This window comes from Kitasatospora sp. NPDC023120 (assembly GCF_055560835.1).
The window spans coordinates 1-20,050 of the sequence record NZ_JBVHHY010000056.1 but is presented as its reverse complement, the minus strand read 5'-3'; the positions used below and the strand labels follow the sequence as shown (position 1 = coordinate 20,050).

20 protein-coding genes and 2 pseudogenes are annotated in these 20,050 nt (G+C 70.7%); 8 read left to right on the top strand and 14 right to left on the bottom strand.

Annotated features, from left to right (window positions below; translation table 11 throughout):
- From ACZ3TI_RS39655 to ACZ3TI_RS39640, 4 genes are all read right to left on the bottom strand, one after another.
- On the bottom strand, positions 1–352 hold a 352-nt coding region (locus ACZ3TI_RS39655), incomplete at its 3' end, for an IS5 family transposase (RefSeq protein ID WP_465735268.1).
- A 72-nt stretch (positions 353–424) separates the two neighbouring features.
- Complete coding sequence (locus ACZ3TI_RS39650; RefSeq protein WP_465735266.1) at positions 425–1,036, bottom strand: HU family DNA-binding protein; 612 nt, start codon at positions 1,034–1,036, stop codon at positions 425–427.
- 449 nt (positions 1,037–1,485) lie between these two features.
- Positions 1,486–1,644 (bottom strand): hypothetical protein, encoded by a 159-nt coding sequence (locus ACZ3TI_RS39645; protein WP_465735264.1) that lies wholly within the window; start codon positions 1,642–1,644, stop codon positions 1,486–1,488.
- 288 nt (positions 1,645–1,932) lie between these two features.
- Entirely contained in the window at positions 1,933–3,132 is a 1,200-nt protein-coding gene (locus ACZ3TI_RS39640; RefSeq protein WP_465735262.1) for a serine hydrolase domain-containing protein, read from the bottom strand.
- Positions 3,133–3,438: 306 nt separating this feature from the next.
- Between ACZ3TI_RS39640 and ACZ3TI_RS39635 the strand changes: the two are divergent.
- Positions 3,439–4,349, top strand: a pseudogene (locus ACZ3TI_RS39635) (IS5 family transposase).
- 366 nt (positions 4,350–4,715) lie between these two features.
- Here the strand turns inward: ACZ3TI_RS39635 and ACZ3TI_RS39630 are convergent.
- The 6 genes from ACZ3TI_RS39630 to ACZ3TI_RS39605 all read right to left on the bottom strand — a co-directional run bounded on the left by ACZ3TI_RS39630 (position 4,716) and on the right by ACZ3TI_RS39605 (position 10,461).
- Complete coding sequence (locus tag ACZ3TI_RS39630; protein WP_465735260.1) at positions 4,716–5,402, bottom strand: HNH endonuclease family protein; 687 nt, start codon at positions 5,400–5,402, stop codon at positions 4,716–4,718.
- Positions 5,403–5,698: 296 nt separating this feature from the next.
- Complete coding sequence (locus ACZ3TI_RS39625; protein WP_465735258.1) at positions 5,699–7,006, bottom strand: hypothetical protein; 1,308 nt, start codon at positions 7,004–7,006, stop codon at positions 5,699–5,701.
- Complete coding sequence (locus tag ACZ3TI_RS39620; RefSeq protein WP_465735256.1) at positions 7,003–7,845, bottom strand: hypothetical protein; 843 nt, start codon at positions 7,843–7,845, stop codon at positions 7,003–7,005. Before ACZ3TI_RS39620 ends, ACZ3TI_RS39625 begins: the two co-directional genes overlap by 4 nt.
- 313 nt (positions 7,846–8,158) lie before the next feature.
- Positions 8,159–8,791 (bottom strand): hypothetical protein, encoded by a 633-nt coding sequence (locus ACZ3TI_RS39615; protein ID WP_465735254.1) that lies wholly within the window; start codon positions 8,789–8,791, stop codon positions 8,159–8,161.
- 351 nt (positions 8,792–9,142) lie between these two features.
- A complete protein-coding gene (locus ACZ3TI_RS39610) occupies positions 9,143–9,454 on the bottom strand; it encodes a hypothetical protein (RefSeq protein WP_465735252.1) in 312 nt (103 codons plus the stop codon).
- Entirely contained in the window at positions 9,454–10,461 is a 1,008-nt protein-coding gene (locus tag ACZ3TI_RS39605) for a hypothetical protein (RefSeq protein ID WP_465735250.1), read from the bottom strand. Before ACZ3TI_RS39605 ends, ACZ3TI_RS39610 begins: the two co-directional genes overlap by 1 nt.
- 288 nt (positions 10,462–10,749) lie before the next feature.
- Here ACZ3TI_RS39605 and ACZ3TI_RS39600 point away from each other — a divergent pair, with 288 nt between their 5' ends.
- Positions 10,750–11,013, top strand: a complete 264-nt coding sequence (locus tag ACZ3TI_RS39600) for a hypothetical protein (RefSeq protein WP_465735248.1) — start codon at positions 10,750–10,752, stop codon at positions 11,011–11,013.
- A 66-nt stretch (positions 11,014–11,079) separates the two neighbouring features.
- Here ACZ3TI_RS39600 and ACZ3TI_RS39595 read toward each other — a convergent pair whose 3' ends face one another.
- The 3 genes and pseudogenes from ACZ3TI_RS39595 to ACZ3TI_RS39585 form a co-directional block, all read right to left on the bottom strand.
- Entirely contained in the window at positions 11,080–11,313 is a 234-nt protein-coding gene (locus ACZ3TI_RS39595) for a hypothetical protein (protein WP_465735246.1), read from the bottom strand.
- A gap of 164 nt (positions 11,314–11,477) precedes the next feature.
- Positions 11,478–12,318, bottom strand: a pseudogene (locus ACZ3TI_RS39590) (EamA family transporter).
- Between the two features lie 81 nt (positions 12,319–12,399).
- On the bottom strand, positions 12,400–13,137 hold the full coding sequence (locus ACZ3TI_RS39585; protein ID WP_465735244.1) for a transposase family protein: 738 nt from the start codon (positions 13,135–13,137) through the stop codon (positions 12,400–12,402).
- 957 nt (positions 13,138–14,094) lie between these two features.
- On the opposite strand from ACZ3TI_RS39585, the gene ACZ3TI_RS39580 reads away from it, so the two are divergent.
- From ACZ3TI_RS39580 to ACZ3TI_RS39565, 4 genes are all read left to right on the top strand, one after another.
- Positions 14,095–14,715: a TetR/AcrR family transcriptional regulator gene (locus ACZ3TI_RS39580; RefSeq protein ID WP_465735242.1), complete on the top strand. Its 621-nt coding sequence runs from the start codon at positions 14,095–14,097 to the stop codon at positions 14,713–14,715.
- 89 nt (positions 14,716–14,804) lie between these two features.
- Complete coding sequence (locus tag ACZ3TI_RS39575; RefSeq protein WP_465735240.1) at positions 14,805–16,187, top strand: carotenoid oxygenase family protein; 1,383 nt, start codon at positions 14,805–14,807, stop codon at positions 16,185–16,187.
- 123 nt (positions 16,188–16,310) lie between these two features.
- Entirely contained in the window at positions 16,311–16,949 is a 639-nt protein-coding gene (locus ACZ3TI_RS39570) for an IS5 family transposase (protein ID WP_465735238.1), read from the top strand.
- Between the two features lie 206 nt (positions 16,950–17,155).
- Entirely contained in the window at positions 17,156–17,743 is a 588-nt protein-coding gene (locus ACZ3TI_RS39565; RefSeq protein WP_465735236.1) for a hypothetical protein, read from the top strand.
- A 50-nt stretch (positions 17,744–17,793) separates the two neighbouring features.
- On the opposite strand, the gene ACZ3TI_RS39560 is transcribed toward ACZ3TI_RS39565, so the two are convergent.
- Positions 17,794–18,267: a transposase gene (locus ACZ3TI_RS39560; RefSeq protein WP_465735234.1), complete on the bottom strand. Its 474-nt coding sequence runs from the start codon at positions 18,265–18,267 to the stop codon at positions 17,794–17,796.
- A 372-nt stretch (positions 18,268–18,639) separates the two neighbouring features.
- Here ACZ3TI_RS39560 and ACZ3TI_RS39555 point away from each other — a divergent pair, with 372 nt between their 5' ends.
- Both ACZ3TI_RS39555 and ACZ3TI_RS39550 read left to right on the top strand, forming a co-directional pair.
- Positions 18,640–19,179, top strand: a complete 540-nt coding sequence (locus ACZ3TI_RS39555; protein WP_465735232.1) for a hypothetical protein — start codon at positions 18,640–18,642, stop codon at positions 19,177–19,179.
- A gap of 133 nt (positions 19,180–19,312) precedes the next feature.
- On the top strand, positions 19,313–19,960 hold the full coding sequence (locus ACZ3TI_RS39550) for a class I SAM-dependent DNA methyltransferase (protein ID WP_465735230.1): 648 nt from the start codon (positions 19,313–19,315) through the stop codon (positions 19,958–19,960).
- Positions 19,961–20,050: the final 90 nt, after the last annotated feature.

The following is a 20,050-nucleotide window of genomic DNA, read 5'->3' as shown; positions in this document are numbered from 1 at the left end:
TCTGGGCGGCCCCGTCCCGTCGGGCTCCCGCGGCGTGCTGGTGGGCCCGGCAGATCGTGGAGTCGACGTTCACCTCCCAGACGATCACTCCCGCCGCATCCGCCCGCGCCTGCAACCCGGCCAGGACCTGGTGCCAGACACCTTGCCGTTGCCAGCGGCGGAACAAGCCGTAGATCGTTTGCCAGGGCCCGTACTCCGGTGGAACGTCCCGCCACGGGGCACCCGTACGCACCCGCCATCGAATGCCGTCGATCAGCCTGCGACGGGACCTCGACGGCCGCCCCATAGCGCCGACCGGCAACAACGGCTCCAGAACGGCCCATTGCTCATCAGAAAGATCTCCACGCCCCACAGCGAAGATCATGAACGCTGCGGGACGTGACGACCATCAGTTCTAAAACACGGCCTAGCCGCTCCAGCGTAGTCACGAGCCTTGCTCAGAATCACTTGTTAGGCCCCCCGAACCAGTGTTGGCGGTGGCGGTCTTCCGAGCGGTGGTCTTCTTGGTCGGAGCCGCCTTTTGGGCGGCGGCCGTCTTCTTCGTGGCGGTAGACGTGGTCTTCTTCGCGGCGGTGGCCGTGGTCTTCTTCGCAGCGATGGTCTTGGCGGGCGCCGTCTTCCTCGCCGTCGTGGTCTTCTTCGTCGCAGCCTTCTTGGCGCCGGCACGCTTTGCGGCCGGGGCTTTGGCAGCACCGGCCTTGCCCGGGGTGAGGGAGCCCTTAGGGGCCTTCTTCACCGCGGGCCCTTCCTTCGGCATCTTCTTGGCGCCGCTGACGAGGTCCTTGAACCCCTGGCCCGGGCGGAACCGCGGCACGGAGGTCTTCTTCACCCTCACGCGCTCACCGGTCTGGGGGTTTCGGGCGTAGCGCGCGGAGCGGTCCACCTTCTCCAAGGTGCCGAAGCCGGTGATCGACACTCGGTCACCGGCTACAACGGCACGCACGATGGTGTCGAGCACTGCGTCGACGGCCTCTGCGGCGGCCTTGCGACCGCCCAGCTGCTCGGCCACCGCCTCTACAAGCTGAGCCTTGTTCATGTCATGTGGGCTCTCGTGAGATCTCGCCGGGCTACGCCAGCCGTTCGTTTACCAAACCTGACGCATAAACAGGTGCCCAGCAACGAGAGGAGGGCCATCCGGAGCAGGGTTGGAGGCCGCCGGTTGCGTCGTCCCAGTGTGCCGAAGAGCCGGCGGGCCGACCGGTGGTCCGAAGCGCCGGACCCGCCGGCTGGGCGGTCCGCCCGGACCGGACGAACCGTCAGATCCTAGGCCCGGTCGGCCGCGGCGGCGCAGGCGGCCTGCGACCAGGGGGCCAGGGGGTCAGGCGGCCTGCGACCGGGGAGCCGGGGTGCCGGGTGCCAGGGCGCGGCGGCGCAGGAGGGCGGGGAGGTGGCTGTGCTCGTCGCGCGGCGGGGTCGGCCCCGGTCGTCGCGTGGCGGGGCTCCGGCGAGGTCCCGGCGGGCGCCCCGTTCGGCGCGCGGTCCTGCTCAGTGCCAGTCGCAGGACGCCTCGCAGCCGGACCGGCCGGCCGGCGGGTCGTCGCCCGCGGTCATTCCCCAGAGCATCAGCGCGACGACGATCAGCGCCAGGACCACGGCCATCACCGTCCCGGGTACGTCACGTCCGCCGTCGGGCCCGTCCGCCATCACGACCACCTCCCCGCCCTCCGTCCATGGGAGTGCACCAGCCGCCCCCGGGTCAAGAGCCCGCCGGGCGGCGGTCAGGACGACAGGCGTCGCTCCAGCGGCGTGCGGAACCGCGGCGCGGCGCCGCCCTCCCGCCATCGAAAGGACCTACACACCCATGTCGAACGCTCCGTGGCTCAATCCGCCTGGCCCCGCACAGAGCGAGGAGCTGATCCACTTCACCGGACGCCCGCACGGCCGACCCTCCACGCCCGGGTGCAGCCCCCTACGGGTGACACTGCCGGTGGCTCACCCCCGGCCGGCGCAGGTCCCGGCGTCGACGAGGTCCTGCCACGCCTTTCCGCCGGCCGCCGGGTCGGAGAGGTCGTAGAAGTTCACCGACATGGCGAACTGGCGCTGCCCGTCCGCCGCGCCGAACATGCCGGTGCTGTAGCCGGGGATGCCGCCGGTGAGGCCCCAGTACAGTCCGCACGGCGTGTCGTACCGCTTGAGGCCGAGACCGTAGTCCTTGCCGCCGCCCAGGCCGGTGGTCCGCTGCATCTCGGCGAGTTCGGCGGGGCGGAGCAGCTTGCCGCCCAGCAGGGCGGCGATGAACCGGTTGAGGTCGGCGGCGGTGGAGATGCCACCCCCGGCCGGGCCGGCCCAGGAGGGGTTCTCCAGGGTGACGTCGGCCGGCCCGGTGGGCAGCTGGAGGTAGCCGTGGGCGTGCGGGCCTGGGATGAACGGCGAGCTGACGGGCATGGAGGTGTGGGTCAGGCCGAGCGGGCGGACGATCCTGCGGTCCACCTCCTCGTTCCAGGTGTGCCCGGTCACCTTCTCGATGATCATCCCGACCAGGACGTAGTTGGTGTTGGAGTAGTTCCAGGCGGTGCCGGGAGCGGCGAGCGGCGGGAACCTGTTGGCGATGTCGACCAGGTCCTGGGCCCGGTAATCCTTCCACCGGCCGCGCTCCGCCCAGTCCGGCTTGGTGTAGTCGAACGCCGGGTCATTGGTGTGGTCGGGCAGACCGCTGGTGTGGTTGAGCAGCTGGCGCACCGTGACGGCGGCGCCGTTCGGCACCTCGCCGGGCAGGAAGCGCTCGATCGGATCGTCCAGGCCCAGCCGGTGCTCACCGACGAGCTGGAGGACCACCGTGGACACGAAGGCCTTGGTGACGCTGCCGATGCGGAAGCGGCCATTCTCGTCGACCGGCGCGCCGGTGGCGACGTCGGAGGTGCCGGCCGCGCCCTTCCAGGTCGGGCGGGAGCCCTCCCGAGCGGCGCCCAGCGCGGCCGAGGCGCCGCCCTGCTTCACCATGGCGGCAACCGCGGCGTCCAGGGAACCCCGATCCACCCGGGGGGCGCTGCTCCCGGCCGTCGGGCTCGGGCCGACGTCGGCCGGGGTGCCCTGCGCCGTCGCCGCCGGTGCCGCGGTGGCCAGCAGGCCCGCACCCACGAGCGCCGTCACGGCCACCCGGAGCCGCCGTCGGCGCCGGCGCGTTCCCGGCATGCCGCGGTCCGACCGAATGCCGCTGTTCCCCGTCATGTGCCCCGCCCTTCCGAACGGGCGGCGCCCTGTCGGCGTCCGCCCCACTGCGTGACACTCTGTCAGTTCGCTCCGGGATCAGTCCTCCGCCCCGGGTACCGTCCGCACCCGATCCCTGCCGTGGTGTCTCCCCCTGGATGGGTAGGCCTCAGGTCGGACACGGCCCGTCGGGTGGCGGCGGGCGTCGGTTCAGTTTCCGGGGGTCGCCTCGCGGTAGCGCCAGCAGGACGAGGGCGGCCTCGCGCGAGGGCACGGCTGATAATTGATCTTGTGGCAGGTCGAGGTGAGTTGACGGACGCGGCATGGGAGCGAATAGAGCCCTGTTGCCGCAGGTGGACGGGCGTGGCCGTCCGTGGCGCGACCATCGACAGGTGGTCAACGGTGTGCTGTGGCGGCTGCGGACCGGGGCCCCGTGGCGTGATTTGCCGGAGCGGTACGGGCCGTGGCAGACCGTCTACGAGCGGTTCGCCCGGTGGGACTCGGACGGCACGCGGGCCCGCTTGCTGGTGCACGTCCAGGTCCGCGACGACGCGGTGGGCCGGGTGGAGTGGACGGTTGCCGTCGACTCCACGATCAACCGGGCACACCAGCACGCGGCCGGCGCCCGCAAAAGGGGGCCGCAGACAGGGATGAACTGGAAGATCCGGGCAGCTCGCAGACGCGTCAGGCCCTCGGCCGGTCCCGAGGCGGATTGACCACCAAAGTCCACCTGGCTGTTGACGGCCGCGGCCCGCCGCTCTCGATCGTGCTCACCGCCGGCAATGTCAACGACGCCACCGCGTTCGGCCAGGTCCTCGACGGGATCCGTGTCCCGCGCACAGGAACGGGCCGCCCGCGCACGACACCGGAGCGCGTGCTGGGCGACAAGGCCTATTCCAGCCGGGCGATCCGCCACCTGCTGCGGCGCCGGGGCATCGCCGTCACGATCCCCGAGCGCCGCGACCAGACGGACAACCGCCGCCGCCGCGGGGCCCTCGGCGGCCGGCCACCCGTCTTCGACCGGGTTCTCTACCGCGACCGGAACGTGGTCGAACGATGCTTCGCCCGCCTGAAGCAGTTCCGCACGATCTCCACCCGCTTCGACAAGCTCGCCGACCGCTACCGCGCCGGAGTCGTCCTGACCTCACTGATTCTCCGGCTCCGCGAACCAGCCAGATGATCATTTGTCAGACAGGCCTTAGGTGGCAGCTTGTGGGGGTACGAGTCCGATCGCCCCGAGGCCCCGGGCGGTGTGGCGCAGGGCATCGCGGTACGTCCTGGTCGGGACGCTCGCCCGGGTTCAACGACGGAGTGCGTCCGAGGGCACACGACGGCGGCGGCCTGGACGGTCAGCCCTTTTCGGGTGCGCCGAGGCCCAGCCGCTGACCGCCGAGATCGGCCGCGCCAGGTCGGCAGGGCGCTGGTGGTGCGGCCGGCTCGGCACCGAAGCTGATGTCGTCCGTGAGGATGCGGGCGGCGGCCTTGGGCCGACCAGTGGCGTAGCAGGGCCAGTCGGGGCAGGCGCCGGAGGTGCGGGGTGCGCTCGATCACGGTGAGGCTGGAGATTGTCAGCGGGCGATGGTCACGGTCAGCGGCTCGTCGGGGCAGCCTGCAGCCAGCTGCTCCATGGCCTCCCGCTCCTTGTTGTCGACGCTCAGGCGCCAGCGGGTCTTCACCGCCGTCCAGTCCGTCAGGTAGGTGCAGCGGTAGGCCTGCAGCGGCGGCAGCCACTCCGTCAGGTCTTTGTCCGCTTTCGCGCGGTTGCTGCGCGCCGACACCGCCACCAGGGCCCGGGCGTCGCCGAGGTCGTTCGCGTAGGCCTCTCGCTCACTGGCGGTCCACGCCGAGGCCCCGCTGTCCCAGGCCTCCGCGAGCGGGACGACGTGGTCCACGTCCAGCTGCCGGGCGTCGGTGAACACCACGTTGTCGTACGGGGAGACCCACATCCCGTTGGCCAGCGCGCACTTCGGTCCGATGGCCGGCGCCTCGACGGCCTCCGCGATCAGGACCTCCGCCCTCGTGTTGCAGCCGTTCTTGTCGGCGTCGATCCAGTGCCGGAACTTGGTGCGCTCGTACCCCTCCCTACTCTCATCCGCCACCCGCAGCGAGGCGATCGCCTCCGACAGCGGCTCCGAGACCGTCTCCCCCACCCGGTGGAGCACCGCCGCGGCGGGCACGGCGGCCTGGGCCGGCGCGGTGGGAAGCACGGTGGCGGTGACAGCCAGGGCGGCAACGAGCACAGGGCGAAGACGCACCGGAGTCCTCCAGAAACTCGACGAGGAAGGTCACCCGGAAAACTCCTTCGCAGCGCCTCCGGTCACCGGCCGGAGCGAGCAGCCACCTGAACGAGCGTCATCGGAGCGACGACGGCCCGGCCCGTGCGATTCTGCCGGTGACATGCCGGTCCGGTAGTCAGGCCGCCAACACGCTTCCGGTAGCCAACTCCCGCACGCTCCCGTCAAGTGACTGAGCAGCGGGCTGTCCGTGCGGTGGAGGCAGAAAAAGGCTTGGACGATTGGTCCGGTGGGCCGGGCCGTCTTCGGGTCGGGGGTCATTTCTCCCAGGCGACGGTACGGCTGAAGAGCTCGTTGACTTGCGCGGCGACGTCCTGGCGGATCGTGGCGAGGGAGACGGCGGCCATCACGGAGAAGGTCCAGCGCAGGCTCGTGGCCATGCCGGGGCTCTCGGCCACGAGCGGGACCAGCGGCAGCAGGACCGCGGCTGCGGCGAACACCGCCGCGGGGGCCAGGCGCGGCATCCACCGCGCGAGGCGTCCCGGCGCCGGGACGTCGGCCGGCGCTCCCGCCAGCAGAGCGGCGCGGTCCCCGGCCAGCAGCGCGCGCAGGCCATTCAGGAGCGAGGCCGTCACCTCGTCGACCACGGCGGCGCTATGGGCCTGGGCGAGGTCGCGCTTGTGGGCACGGAAGACGGCCGCGATCCGCAAGTTCTCCATCCGCAGGGCAGCCGTCACCTCGGGCCCCGCCTCGTGGATCCGTCCCGGGTACATGCCAGCGCGTTCCATCTCCACCGCGATCTCCTCCAGCTGCCGGGTCCAGCCGGCGACGTCCTGGGCGGCGAACCAGCGGTGCCGCTTCGCGTGAAGATCGGCTACCAGCCGTGCAAGCCGGACGCACACCGCGTCGAACGGGCGGCACACCCTGCGAGTCGTCCTGGCCCGCGCCCGGCTGTAGAGCACGGCGTAACCGCTCAGCGCCAGGCAGGCCAAGCACGCCGCCACGAGCCCTGCCCACGACCCGTTAACCCGGGCCTGCGGATCTCCCGGCAGCGGTGTCAACAACCGCTGCCGACCGTGGACCATGACGACCAGGAACATGACCGAGCAGGCGAGGGTGGCCGCGAAGGCCATCAGCCCCTCGGCCCACCTCAGGCCAGGCAGCACCCGACACAGCACGACCGTCCCCACCACCGGCAGGACGAGAACGACCATCAGGGCAACCATCCCCCCAACGACACCGCCCGCGAGGAAGTCGGCCACCTCCCGCCGCGCCGGACGCGGAGGATGACGCACCCACCGGCTGTTCACCGGGACCACCGCCGCTGCCGCGCCGCACAGCCACACCACCCGGCGCGCACTCCAGCTCGCGGCCGTACGCGCGGTGTACCAGCGCAGCAGAACGCCGCGGACCCGGCCGTCCAGCTGCGCCCTCTCCGCCTGCGGTACCGCATCCTTCGCCGCACGGGCCGGGTCCTTCTTGACCTGGACGGCCAGGGTCTCCTTGAAGCGGGTCTGCGGCATCACCCGCAGCACCCGGGTACGGGCAGCATGCACCCACGCGATCAGCGGCATCGTCACGCCCGACACAGTAGAGGCGTACACGCACCGCCACCGGGTTTTCACGGGATCCCACCGCGCCCCAAGGACGTTACCGCCTGCCGTCGTCTTGGCCCGGCCTCGGTCGCATCAAGAGCAGCGGTCGGGGGAGGGTGAGGGTCGGCGGAGAACACGAACCGCTCGATCAGCAGGCGGTGTTCCTCATCGCGTGCCCGATCGGCCTCGCCCGTGCAGCAAAGGGCCGCCCAGGCGTAGGCGTGAGGGTTGGGCTCGGTCAGCACGCGGTCCCACCGGTCGGCGAGGGCGAGGAAGCCCATGGCCAGGGCTTTGACCTGCGAAATTTCAGCCACGAACATGCCACCCGGCGGCGGTCTCAGCCGCCTCAATGACTCACCGCCCTCCGTGCGACGCCGGCGCGCAGGGTCGGCTACGCCAGAGCAGCCATCGCGGCAAACGTCTCGGAGCCGCCAGGGTGCCCCCACAGCGGGACCGGGGACGGCCGTGCTCACGCCGCCGTGTTCGGCCGGCAGCTGCAGAAGGGCCTCGCGCGGCCGGGCGGCGCGGCCCCGGCCGACGCACCGAGCGGTGATGGTCCGAGAGCTCAGGGCGCCGTACCCATCGCCGAGCCCGCTCCAGACCACATTGCTCACGGTCAGGCGCAGCTCGGCGGTGCCGGGCCAGGCGGTGGGGGTGAGGAGGGTGGCTCCGGTAGTACGCAGGCGCTGTTCGAGGCGGGCGAGCTGGCGCGGCGCGGGGGCGCCCGTGGGGCAGGCCAGGAGGATGGTGCAGGCGTCGGCGAGGGCGGAGACGACCTCGCCGAAGTGGTCGCCGGTGTGGTCGGCGACGACGAGGCGTTGGAGCGGCATGCCGAAGGCCTCGGCGGCGGCCAGGCCGAGGTTATGCACAGTTGAGGTGTCTCACGCTCGACGACATAGGCCGCAGCTTCAGAGAGCTTCAAAATCGGACGGCCGACCGGACGTGCCGCCCTGTCTCATCGGTGATTCCTTCGTTCGGGGGACGCGCTGCCACAGGAGGCCATGCAGGCCACCTGCGCGACGCCGACCAGGTGCGACGGAGACCCTCGCCCTGCGGCCGCCCTTCTGATCGTTCTCACAGTCGCCGTCACCCGGGCACTTCCTTCCTGCCAAGCGGGGAAGCGGCACGTTGTCGCAGAACACGTACTGGTAGGTGACGGCCGCCTGGGCGGCCTCTTTGCGGTCAGCCCGTTCCTACCCTGAGCCGGAGTTGGAGCCGACACCCTCCGGGACGGTCGTCGGTATCGATGCCGATCGTCACCGGGCCACGGTCGGTTTCGGCCCAGCTGCGCCCGGTGTTGTGGCACTGGGCGGGGTCGCCATCCGGGTCGTACTGGATGTCGAGGGCGACGTACGTCTGCTTAATCTGCGGCACGGCGAAGGTGAGGTTGCAGCCGCCCGGACGACTGTCGGTGTCGATCCGGACGGCGGGACCGAAGGTTCGGGCATCCCTGCTGATCGGCATCCTGAATGTGCCCTGGTTGCCGCACTGTGCCGGGTCCCCGCCGGGGGTGGAGCGGAGGTCGTAAGTGAGAGACACGCCCTCCAGGTCGTTGTCGGGGTCGTAAACGCCGAACGCCAGCTGGCAGCCGCCCGGACGACTGTCGGTATCGAAACGGATGGCGTCGGTCCAGGTTCTTTCCTCGGCCCATTGATCACCCGTCCTTCCGCCGCACTGGCCGGGAACACCATCGGGGTTGAACCGGATTCCGAGCTCCGCAGGATGGAACAGCCGGATCTGCGCCTGCGCCGGCACAGGCGCAACCGTCGCCGCGACCACCCCGAGTACCGCCAGCCCGCGCGCGATTCTCCTCATGGCACCGATTCCCTCTCGTTCGGAGACATCCTCACTGGAAATCCCAGAGTGGCACGGGCGTGAACACGCCAATCGGAGGTTCCGACCGACATGCCCTTGCGCCATCCGAAAGAGCCAACCCTGCAGCCGTTGCGGACCGGTGCGCCGACGCGGGGTGCCGTTAACGAGCTCAGCATCGAGCTGGGCGAGCTTCTCCTCGGCGGCGGCGAGGCCTACGCTGAGTCCGTCGACCTCTCGTCGCGCTCCCTTCCCAGATGAATCAGCCGGATCTCGGGAAAGCGGTGACCGTTTGGCCCGCGCGCCGGGCGTGTTCGTTCTTGAGCGCCTGGTTCTCGTGGTACAGGTTGGCAGTCACCGTGGCCAGGGCATCGAGCTTGTTCTGCAGCAGGGTGACGTTCTGCTCGATTCGCGCAGCCGGCGACGAAGTTCGGTGATCTCCTCGTCGCGGCGGGCTTCGCTCGGGGTCCGCAGAACGGCCCTGGTCACGCGGGCATTCCAGTCTGCGAGGACAGTCTCGGCGCGGTGGACGGTGGCGTGGCTGACGCCGGCTTCGCGGGCGAGGTTCTCCTTGGTGAGCGCGCCGTCGGTGAGCGCGGCCCGGCCGTCCAGCAGCCGTTCCATGGCGGCGCGGAGTTTGGCCTCGGTGGTGGGCGAGACGGGCATCAGACGTTCTCCTCGGTCTGATCAAGCCGGTTGAACTGGGCGGTGACCGCTCGGACGTCGGCGAGGCGGGTCTCGATGAGCCGGTGGCGTGGTGCGGGCAGCTTGCCGCTGAGCCGCTGGGTGAGGTCCTGCTCTTCGAGGCGCCAGAGGGGGGCGTGCTTGATCGTCAGGACGGAGTTGCGGCATCGAGCGGGCTGGCAGGCGCCGATCAGGGGCTGGTTGCCGCGCCGCTCTTCGGGCAGGGTGTTCTGGCACTCGGCGGTGTCCTGGTTCCACAGGCAGTGGTTGATCGTGCCGAGGTGCAGGTCGGCGAACTCCTCCCGCAAAAGGCTGATCTCCAGGCGCTGGTCGGTGGCCGTGGCCCGCAGGGCCGGGGCCCGGTTGAGCTGGTCGTTGACCGCGTCGAGGCCGGTGTGGAGGCGGTGGGCGCCGGGGCCGACGGCGACGGTGTGCCCGGCGTGGCGGGCGCGCAGAAGGCGGACGAGGCGTTCGTCGGCGGCGGTGGCCAGCTCGTTGTCGAACTCCTTGGCCCAGCGGGTGTCGGTCTGTCCGTAGGCGGCGGTGACGGCGTTGGCCAGCGCGCGGCGGGCGGCGTGTTTGAGCTGGAGGCCGTTGGCGATCTCGCCGTCTGGTTCCGTGCGGGTGATGACGGCCATGGTGCGGCGGAACATGTGCGAGCGCACGAGGGCGTCGGGGATGGGGTCGAGTCCGAGGGTGTCGGCGTCGCGATTGACGGCGGAGATGAAGTAGTCGATGTCGGTGCCCGCCTGGAAGCCGCCGGCACCGTCGTCGCGGACGTGGCCGGAGTGGATTGCGGCGAAGATGTGGGTCTCGTGCCAGGAGAGGCGTTCGGCCCGGGCGACGGCCCGGGCGACGGGTTCGATGATCCACCAGTGGCGGCGCGGCCAGCCCGGCTGGTCCTTGGTCTGGGTGGAGGCGATCGCGGGCGCGCCGTAGTACTGGGTGAGGGCTCCGCGCCGGATCTCCTGGACTTCCTGGGGACGCATACCAGTCAAAAATAGGCAGACGATTGCGGCGGCGGTGCCCAGGTGCCGCATCAACGTGACCGCCTCGGCGAAATCCATGTGCTCTCGCCAGGGATGACCGTTGATCAGGCCAGTGACCGGTACCGGGAGCGGGCATGGTCCCGGTTGCTGCGTGGCCAGTTGGGACAGGCCATGCCGCTTGGTCATCCACTTCACCTGACGCAGACTGGCCCCGGTCATCGCGGCGACGAACGTGCGCGCCAAGACAACCGTGCCAGAGTTCTCGACAGCTGGCAAAGGGGCTCCGGCGTGAACGAGGGGCATCAGGAACGCTTCCAGGGCAGCGCGTCCCGTAGAAGAAGACCTGTTGGCCGCGGCGGTGGCAGCCAAGCGCTGCGTCTGACCCTCGACGGCTGGTGGCTGGAGGGCGGCAGCAACGCCGTGCACGCCACCTGCGATCCGGGCGAGTGCCCCCGCCAGCGCCCCGGGCCCGCTGCCTGGCCGGGCAGTGCGGCGTACCTCGCCGCGCTGCCCGGTGACACGATCCTGGTCCGGCTGCGCTGCCACGCCTGACGTTCCCGCTGAACGGGCCTGGCCGGCCCGCCGACGGCGGACCGGCCAGGAGGGACCGGATCGGGCTCAGCCCCAGCGGTGCATGTTGTTCTCGGCGTCCTCGCAGGCCTGGGCCTGTGCGTCGAGGGCGTTCGCCAGCCGCCAGTTGCCCTGGCTGCGCAGCTGGTGGGCGCGGTCCCGGAGGGCGTTGACGTCGCAGGTGATGGTCCCGGCGGACGCGCTCTGGGCGGGGGCGACGGCGAGCAGCGCGCCGCTGGCGATGGCGGCGGCCAGGGCGACGGTCGTAAAGCGTCGAAGCATGGTTCTCCTTCGAAGAGTGGTGGTACGGGCTCAACCGAGGTTGACTACCCGTCAGTAACCCTAACCCACGTGATCTTGTGTCAATGACCGTCGGGCCTGGGAAGGTGGGGTCGCCCTGGTCAATCCGCTTGGAAAGCATGGAGATTGGCGCCAGATGTATTCGACTATTTGGTGCTTCTCGCCGGGCTGGGGGTTCGCGGAGGGAGCTGTCCGGCGACGATCGCGGCGAGCGAGAGGCCGAAGCCCAGGAGCTGGACCGGGCCGAGCGTCTGGCCGAGGAGGACGGCGCCGAGGGTGGCGGCGACCAGCGGGGAGAGCAGACCGAGTACCGCGACGGAGGTCACCGGCAGGGTGGCGATGCCCTGGAACCAGAGGAGGTAGGTGAGCAGGCCGCCGACCAGGCCCAGCCAGAGGTAGCCGAGGGCGGCCCGGGAGTCGACGGCGGGCGGTGCGCCCTCCGCCAGGGCGGTAATGGGCGCCAGGAACAGCCCCCCGGCGGTGAGTTGCCAGCCGGCGAACGCCAGCGGGCCGACCCCGGCGGGGCGCCCCCAGCGCTTGGTGAGCGTCACGCCGAGCCCCATCGTGACCGCGCTGGCCAGGCCCGCCGCGATCCCGACGGTGTCGAGGGCCGCGTTCGGGCCGATCACGACGAGGCCGACGCCGACCAGGCCCGTCAGCCCCCAGGCGAGACGCCGGGCGGAGAGGCGTTCGTGCAGCACGGTGACGGCCAGGAGGGTGACGACCAGGGGCTGGGCCGCGGACAGGGTGGCGGCGACGCCGCCCAGCAGACGCTCGGCCGCCAGGAACAGGAGCGGCATGAAGAGGCCGATGTTGAGGATGCCGAGCACCGCGGCCTTCCCCCACCAGGCCCCGCGCGGCAGCGAGCGCGATCAGCCCGGCCGGCAGCGCGCGCAGGAGCCCCGCGAAGAGCGGGTGCCCGGGCGGCAGGAACTCGGTGGTGACGACGTAGGTCGTGCCCCACACGGCGGGAGCGAGCACCGTCAGGGCGGTGCGCGGGAGGGTGCCGGCCGTTCCGTGGCCCGGTGGCCGGTGCCGGCGGTTCCGCCGGAGGCCCTGAGGGTGGTCTCACTCGTCATGGCTCGAAGTCTGGCCCGGGAGTGATCGATGAGTCCAAGACATGTTTGTCAGTTCATCGATCACGATCCACGATGGATCCATGGAGCCGGCCTGGAGCGCGGACCCGGCGGGCGCCGGGTCCGCCGGGTCAGCAGGACCGGACGGTCTCGACGTGCGGTCGGGCAGCAGATCGACTGCGCGGCGGGTCTCGATGTCGACCAGGATCGTGGCGTAGACGTGGCCCTTGCGCAGGGCGAACTCGTCGACGCCCAGCACGCGCGGCACCGCGTGCGCCGGATCCGGCAGGGCGCGTGTCAGCCTCAGGAGCGTGGAACGGCTCACCGGGACCGCGAAGGCCTCGGCCAAGCGTGAACCTGCCCGGCCTGCCAGGGCCAGGGCGAGCTGCTGCAGTGCGGTCTGCAGGCCCTGGCTCCGCCGCCCGTGACGGAAGGTCAGCCCAGCCGCCTGCTCGACGAACGTGGCCCGGGGGCAAGCTCGTTCACGGCAACGGAACCGGCGTACCCGTAACTCGACCACCACCCGACGCCCGCCCGCCGCATTGTCGTCCAGCCGCCGAACGTAGCTGCTGTGCACCCGGGTCGAGACGGCTCCGCACGACGGACAGCCCGCCTCGTCGCCGGTGGTGGCGGCGTGGACGGTCACGCGGTCGGCGTGGATGGTCAGGGTGTTGACCGCGATGTCGGCGGTCTGATGGAGCCAGAGGTCTTGGAGGAGATCGTCAGCCACGACCGTTCATGATCGCGGCTCCGGTGACCCTCCGTGGCCCTGGCACGGAAAGTGATCCAGAACCAGTTTTCACCTGTCGCCGAGACGCCCCAGACCACCCGAGATCCCGAAGACAGCGTGGATCAACGACCCCGCCAAGCGCAGGGAACCCGCACCACAAACCTCATAGCGTCACAACCGTCTCACTGGACTTGAAATCTTCCGCTTGCGACTGCGGCCGGACCGAGGACTGGCTTCCGGTCATCCCGGACGGACATCCTGCGGTTGGGTGCAAGTGCGGCCGCATGTGGTGGTGGCCGGGACTATCCCTTGACCAGCTCAAAGCGCAGCTTCCCGAGTACACGGGAGACAACTTCCGCGAGGGGTTCGACCTGAACTCAATGGCGGCCGAGCTCGGGCTCGGTCCTTTCCACCGCAGTTGGTGACCGCGAGGCCGATGGAGCGCGGGGCCGCACTCCGCCCCCGCCTCGCACCGCAGACCCACGTTCGCGAAGCCCTCACGCCGCTTGGCCCGGGCGGGTGGGTGTCCTCTGGCCACGGACACGAGGCCAAGGGCATCCGCGCTGGTCAGAGCCACTCGCGCGCTGATGGCGGCGCCACTGGGCACGGGCGGATTGACGGCTTCGCGTACCCTCTGCGTCCTTCTCCACGGGCAGCTGTGCCCAGTCGACCAGGCCGTCCGACTCCAGCCACCACTGCCGGGCCGGCGCGTACGAGCGATGTCAGGTGATCGGCCAGCGCGGGCACCACCAGGGGTCGATCTCCTCCAGCGCCACCCTGCGCTCCGCGTCGAGCGCCCCCGGCTTGCCCTCGGGCACCTCGGCCCGCCGCCCGCCGCCCTGCCAGCCAGGCCCCGATGGCGTACCCGCCGCCGGCCGCCCGCGCCGCCAGGCCTGCGTAAAGTCGGTTGGCGCAAAAGGGTGGTAACAGCGTTTCCCGTGGGTTACATTGTTACCCATGAGCATGCTCTACCAGGACGCGCAGCGGTTCGGCCAGGACGCCGTACGCGCCGTGATCCTCGACTGCGCCATCACTCTCCTCGTCGCCGAAGGCCCCGCTGCGCTGACCGTGCGCCGGATCGCCGCCGAGATCGGCTCCTCGACCAAGGTGCTGTACACGATGTTCGGCGGGAAGGAGGGGCTGCTCGACGCGCTGTACCGCGAGGGATTCGCGCGGCTGCGCCGTGCGCAGGAGCAAGTGCCACGGGGAGAGGACCCGGTGACCTACCTAACCGCGCTCGGTCGGGCCTATCGGGAGCGCGCGATCGCAGAACCCGCCTACTACCGGGTGATGTTCGAGCAACCGGTGCCCCAATTCCGGCCCAGCGTGGAGGCCTTGGCCATGGCCGAGGGGGCGTTCGGCGCTTCGGTGGCCGCCGTGGAAGCGTGCATGGCGGCCGGGGCCTTCCGACCCGGCGACGCCCACGAGGTCTCCAAGCTCTTCTGGGCGGCCACGCACGGCGCGGTGAGCCTGGAGCTCGCCGGCCACTTCGCCCGGGCCGACGCCGGGCCACGCTACGAGGCGCTGATGGCCGCGCTGGGGCGGGCCTTCGGCGCGGGAACACCGCCAACCGGATGACCAGCAAACCGACATGACCGACCAGCAGCCGACCGACCGACAGTCGACGAACCGCCGGCCGGCGAGCCGAACGACGAGAGGACGACACGATGAGCCGAAACCGCTACCTGTTAGGGAACTTCGCTCCGGTGACCGAGGAGGTCACCGCCTACGACCTGCCCGTCACCGGACGGATCCCAGACCACCTCGACGGCCGCTACCTGCGCAACGGCCCCAATCCGCTGGGCATCGAGGACCCCGCTGCGCACCAGTGGACCCTGGGTGCGGGCATGGTACACGGCGTGCGGATCCGGGACGGGCGCGCCGAGTGGTACCGCAACCGCTGGGTCCGCTCCGGTGCCGTCGCCGACCTGCTCGGCGAACCCCGGCGCGGCACGCCCGTCGACCAGCGACTGGACATCTCCCCGAACGTGCAGGTCGCGGGCCACGCCGGGCGCACCTACGCGCTCACCGAGGGCGGCATCCGCCCGTACGAACTGACCTACGAGCTGGACACGGTGGGCCCGTGCGACCTGGGTGCCACGCCGGAGGGATACAGCGTCAACGCGCACTCGGTGTTCGACCCGCACGCGGGGGAACTGCACTCGCTCGCCTTCCGCTACGGCTCGGACTACGTGCAGCACATCGTGATGGACGCGGTCGGTTCCGTCCGGAGCGCCACCATGATCCCGGTGCCCGGGAACCCGTACATGCACGACTTCGCGCTCACCGAGCGGTTCGTGATGCTGTACGACACCCCGGTGGTGTTCAGCACGGCGCACCTGGCGACCGGCGTGCCCTTCACCTGGGACGAGCGGCGCGCCGCCCGGGTCGGCGTGATGCCGCGCGAGGGCGGCGAGGTGCGGTGGTTCGAACTCGCGCCGCACCTGGTGGGGCACACGCTCAACGCGTACGAGCGGACGGCGGATTCGCTGGTGGTCGATGTCGTCCGGCACCCGCCGGGCATAGACCTGCGGAATCTCGGTGCGAGCCGGCCCACGCTCGACCGCTGGACGGTCGACCTGATGGCCGGGACGGTGAAGGAGGAGCGCCTGGACGACCGGGTCCAGGAGTTTCCGCGCCTCAACTCCCGCTATTCCGGGCGTCCTTACCGCTACGGCTACGCGGCCGCCGTCGAGCTGTACGCGCCGCCGACCGGGCCCGAAGACGACCGCCCGGACGAGGGTTTCAGCAATGCCCTGCTCAAGCACGACCTGCGCCGGGGAACGGTCGAAGCCCATGAGTTCGGGCGGGACGGCGCAGTGGGGGAGGGCGTGTTCGTCCCCGCCGAGTCGCCGACGGCAGAGGATGACGGGTACGTGATGGCGTACGTCTTCAACCAGGCGCGGGGCGCGTCGGACCTGGTGATCATCGCCGCCCAGGACTTCACCGGCGAGCCCGTCGCCCGTGTGCACCTGCCGGTGAGGGTGCCGCTGGGGCTGCACGGGAATTGGGTGCCGGGCGGGGAGCCGGGTGCGCCGGGTCGGGCGTGAGGGGTCACGAGTAGCCCCCTGGGGGCTGCGCCGGGGTTCAGCGGAGGCGGACGCCCGAGGTAGCGGCGAGGTGGCGAAGCTGTTCGGAGGTAGGTCGACACCCCGCGGGGTGACGACCTACCAGTGCGCCATCCCCGCCAATTCCCCGCATGGGACCGGGTCTACGCCTTCTACCGGCGCTGGCGTGACCAGGGCTTGGTCAAGGAACTGCACGACCGGCTGCGGGGCAGGGTTCGCGCGGCGGCCGGGCGGGATCCGGAGCCGACCGCGGGGATCATCGACTCGCAGTCCGTGCGGGCCGCCGCGTCGGTACCGAGGTCCACGTCCGGCTACGACGGCGGGAAGAAGGTGCCGGGGCGCAAGCGGCACATCGTGGGGGACAGCCTCGGGCTGCTGCTGACGGTGGTGGTCACCGCCGCGTCCGTCACCGACCGCGACGCCGCCCGGACGCTGCTGGCCCGGCTGCGTGAGCGGTTCTGGCGGCTGTCCCTGGTGTGGGCGGACGGCGGCTACACCGGCCGCCTGGTCGACCTCGCCGCGCAGGCATGGCGGATCGCGCTGACGGTGGTCAAGCGCAGTGACGACACGTCCGGATTCGTCGTGCTGCCGAAGAGGTGGCTGGTGGAGCGCACCTTCGCTTGGCTGATGCGCTCACGCCGCCTCGCCCGGGACTACGAGTCCCGCTCCGATACCGCCGAGACCATGATCCTCTGGTCGATGACCATGGTCATGAGCCGCCGGCTGGCCCGTCGGCGATGCTGAACCGGCCCGGAACTCCCTCGGTCAGCCAGCCCCGCTCGACCAGGCGCTTCGCCCCGAACCTGGCGGACCATCTGCCGATCGGCACATGTCATCGCGAATGGCTGCCCGAAAGATGTGCCGATCGGCAGATGCCGGCCCCCGGACGGGGCGACCAGGCTGGCAACTGTCGGGCCGCCACCGGGGTGGCCCGGGAAGGAGTCCGGACCATGCCGACCAGGCCCCCCGCCAGACCCACCACGGCCGCGCCCGTCGACCCCGTGACGGCCGACGATCCGCCCGGCGGCACCGGCACGACGGCGCCCGTGCCGCGCTGGGCGGAGAGGGTGGCACGGGCGGTGCCACTCACCGTCTTACCGGCGGGACTGTGGCGGATGGCCATCGCGGTGGGAATCCCCGTCGGTTTCAGCGGGCAGCTCGCCGAGGACTGGCGGCCCGGCTGGCAGACGTCCTCCTACATCACTCTGCTCACCCTTCTCATCGAAGGACTCGCGCTCCTGACGATCGGCCTGGTCAGGCCCTGGGGCGAGCGGATGCCGCGGTGGATTCCGGTCCTGGGTGGTCGGCACATCGCACCCTGGGCGGCGGCCGCTCCCGCACTCCTGGGCGCGCTGGCAGTCACCGCGCTGTTCCTGCGGATGTTCTGGGGTGGCTGGCCGGCCTCCGCGGGAGGAGTCGAGGCTCCGCACGGCGTGGCCGCGTTCGTCATGAATGCCTGCTACGTCCCGATGCTGCTGTGGGGGCCGCTCCTCATCGCGGTGACCATCTCGTACGTCCTCCGCCGCCGTGCCACCTGAACCGCCCGCGTGACGGCGGCCTGGCGCCGGTTCGAGCAGGCCCCGGTGGGTCACCGGTCCGGCAGGACGCGCCAGGCCGTCTCCAGGGGCAGCAGATGACCGGTCACCGAGCGGAGGTCGGCATCGGGCGCGGCGCGCTCGCGCAGGGCCGGCAGGTGTTCGGCGGCGTAGTGCTCGTGAACGGCAGCTCCGGACCACAGGGTGGTGACCAGGTAGCGGTGCGCGTCGAGCCGGGTGACGACGCCGCCGAGCATGCCGCCGGCCTCCGCCATGCCCGGCGCCCACACCTGGCACTGCACGTCGAGGAAGTGCGGCAGGCTGCGGGCCGCGATCGCGAACCGCAGGCGGTCCGCGTCGAGGTCTCCCCGGTTCAAGGCGGCGTAGAGAGAGGCGTGCGAGCGCCTATGCTCGGGCGCCAGGGCCAGCTCGACCAGGGCGCGGACCGGACCGTCAGCGCACAGCAAGGCATCCGACAGCTCGAAGAGTCCGTCCGCACGGCGGGGCATCGCGGCGTACAAGTCCATTCGAAAGGAGGACAGTTCCGCCATTGCCTGCTGGCGAACGGTTTCATGAACGACACTGGACACCGACGGCCTCCGGCTCTGCTGTGCGACTCGACATCACACAGCGTGAGACGGAGGCCGTTGCCTTGTCCGCCGAATCCCCATATGGGTGACCAGCTCGAACAACCTCAAGTCGATCACCAGAGGTAAAACGACAAGCTAAGTGGCTGTTGTCGTTCCGATCTCGGGCGGTGCTGATCGAACGGGAGTCTCGATCGGGCGGCTTTGGCAAGGCCTCGGGCGGCAGCAGATCTAGGCCGAGCGGGGGCGCGATCACACCGCCAGACGGTAACTGTAGTTGTCATTCCTGGAGTCGTGAACTATAGTTGTCGCATGATGCTGCCTGAGATCACCCGAGAAGAACAGGTAGAACTCGACAAGGCTCTGCATGACGCCTTGAACCCATTGGCCTCGGCCATTCGCTCTCGAGAGACCGGGCTTCCCGCGGACCGCATGTGGGACGCGGACCCCGTAGCGGTGGCTCTGTCGGTCCTTGCCGCTTGGAGAACGGTGGACGCGGAGGTCAAGCGACTGACCGCGAACGCGGCAGCGACGGCCGGCTCCTATGGGGCAAGTTACGAGCAGTTGGGAGCCGTGTGGGGCATCACCCGCCAGGGCGCCCGCAAGAAGTGGCCCGACGCCATCACCCGCCCGGCGCTTCCGACAGCGCGCCCGACCAACCTTGAAATCTTCGGTGGGACTGCCGAACTGGTCCAGGCGCCATCCGGCGGCTGGAGCTGGACGGGCGAGGGCGCCGACGGAGCATTTGGTGCGGCCGGCGACGGGGCGTTCTACGCGACCGCGGAGGAAGCCGCAGCCCATGCGGGCGCATTCCTCAAGGAGCATGCAGCTGACACTGTGGGCCAGCCCTGAGCGACTGGTATCGCTCCGCCCCCGTTGCAGGGCTGTCGGCGGCTGCCGCGCGCACCTGGCCAGCTGTACTGACGTGACGGGTCGCGCCGATTCGGCCGCTGCCCCGGTCAGTGGCATCCGCTAGATTCCCCGAATGGTCGAACTGAACTCCCTCCCCGCCACCCGTGACGCCTATGACGTCGTCGCCACGCGCTACGCACAGCACTTCACGGACACTCTGCGCGACCGGCCGCTTGAGCGTGCGTTGCTCGCCGCGTTCGCCGAGTCGGTACGCGCTGGTGGTGAGGGAGAGGTTGCGGATCTGGGCTGCGGACCCGGCCATATCACCGCTCATCTCGGGCGGTTGGGACTGCGGGCTTTCGGTATCGACGCGTCGCCCGTGATGATCGGGCTGGCCCGGGAGGCCAACCCGGAGCTGCGGTTCGAGGTGGGCTCGATGGCCGCGCTCGACATCGCGGACGGCGCGCTGGGCGGTGTACTTTCGCGATCCTCGATCATCCACATCCCACCGCAGGACCTCCCGACTGTGGTCGCCGAGTTCGCCCGGGTCCTGGCCCCTGGCGGTCAGCTGCTGATCAGCTGCTACGCCACCGACGACTCCGCGATCCCGACACAGTCCTTCGACCACTCCGTGATCACGGCCTATCGCTGGTCGCCCGACCACCTGGCGGAGCTGCTGCGTGATGTCGGCGTGAGCGAGATCGCCCGGGTGCTGTGCGAGCCGAAGCCCACCGACAAGCGGCAATTCCGGGAGCTGCAATTGCTCGCGGCCAAGAACTAGTGCAGCGCCGCACTGATCCTGCGAGGGTCTGGATCGCCCCGGCTGTGGCGGCTGGGGCGATCCTGTGCAGGTTGGGCGTCAGTTCTGGAC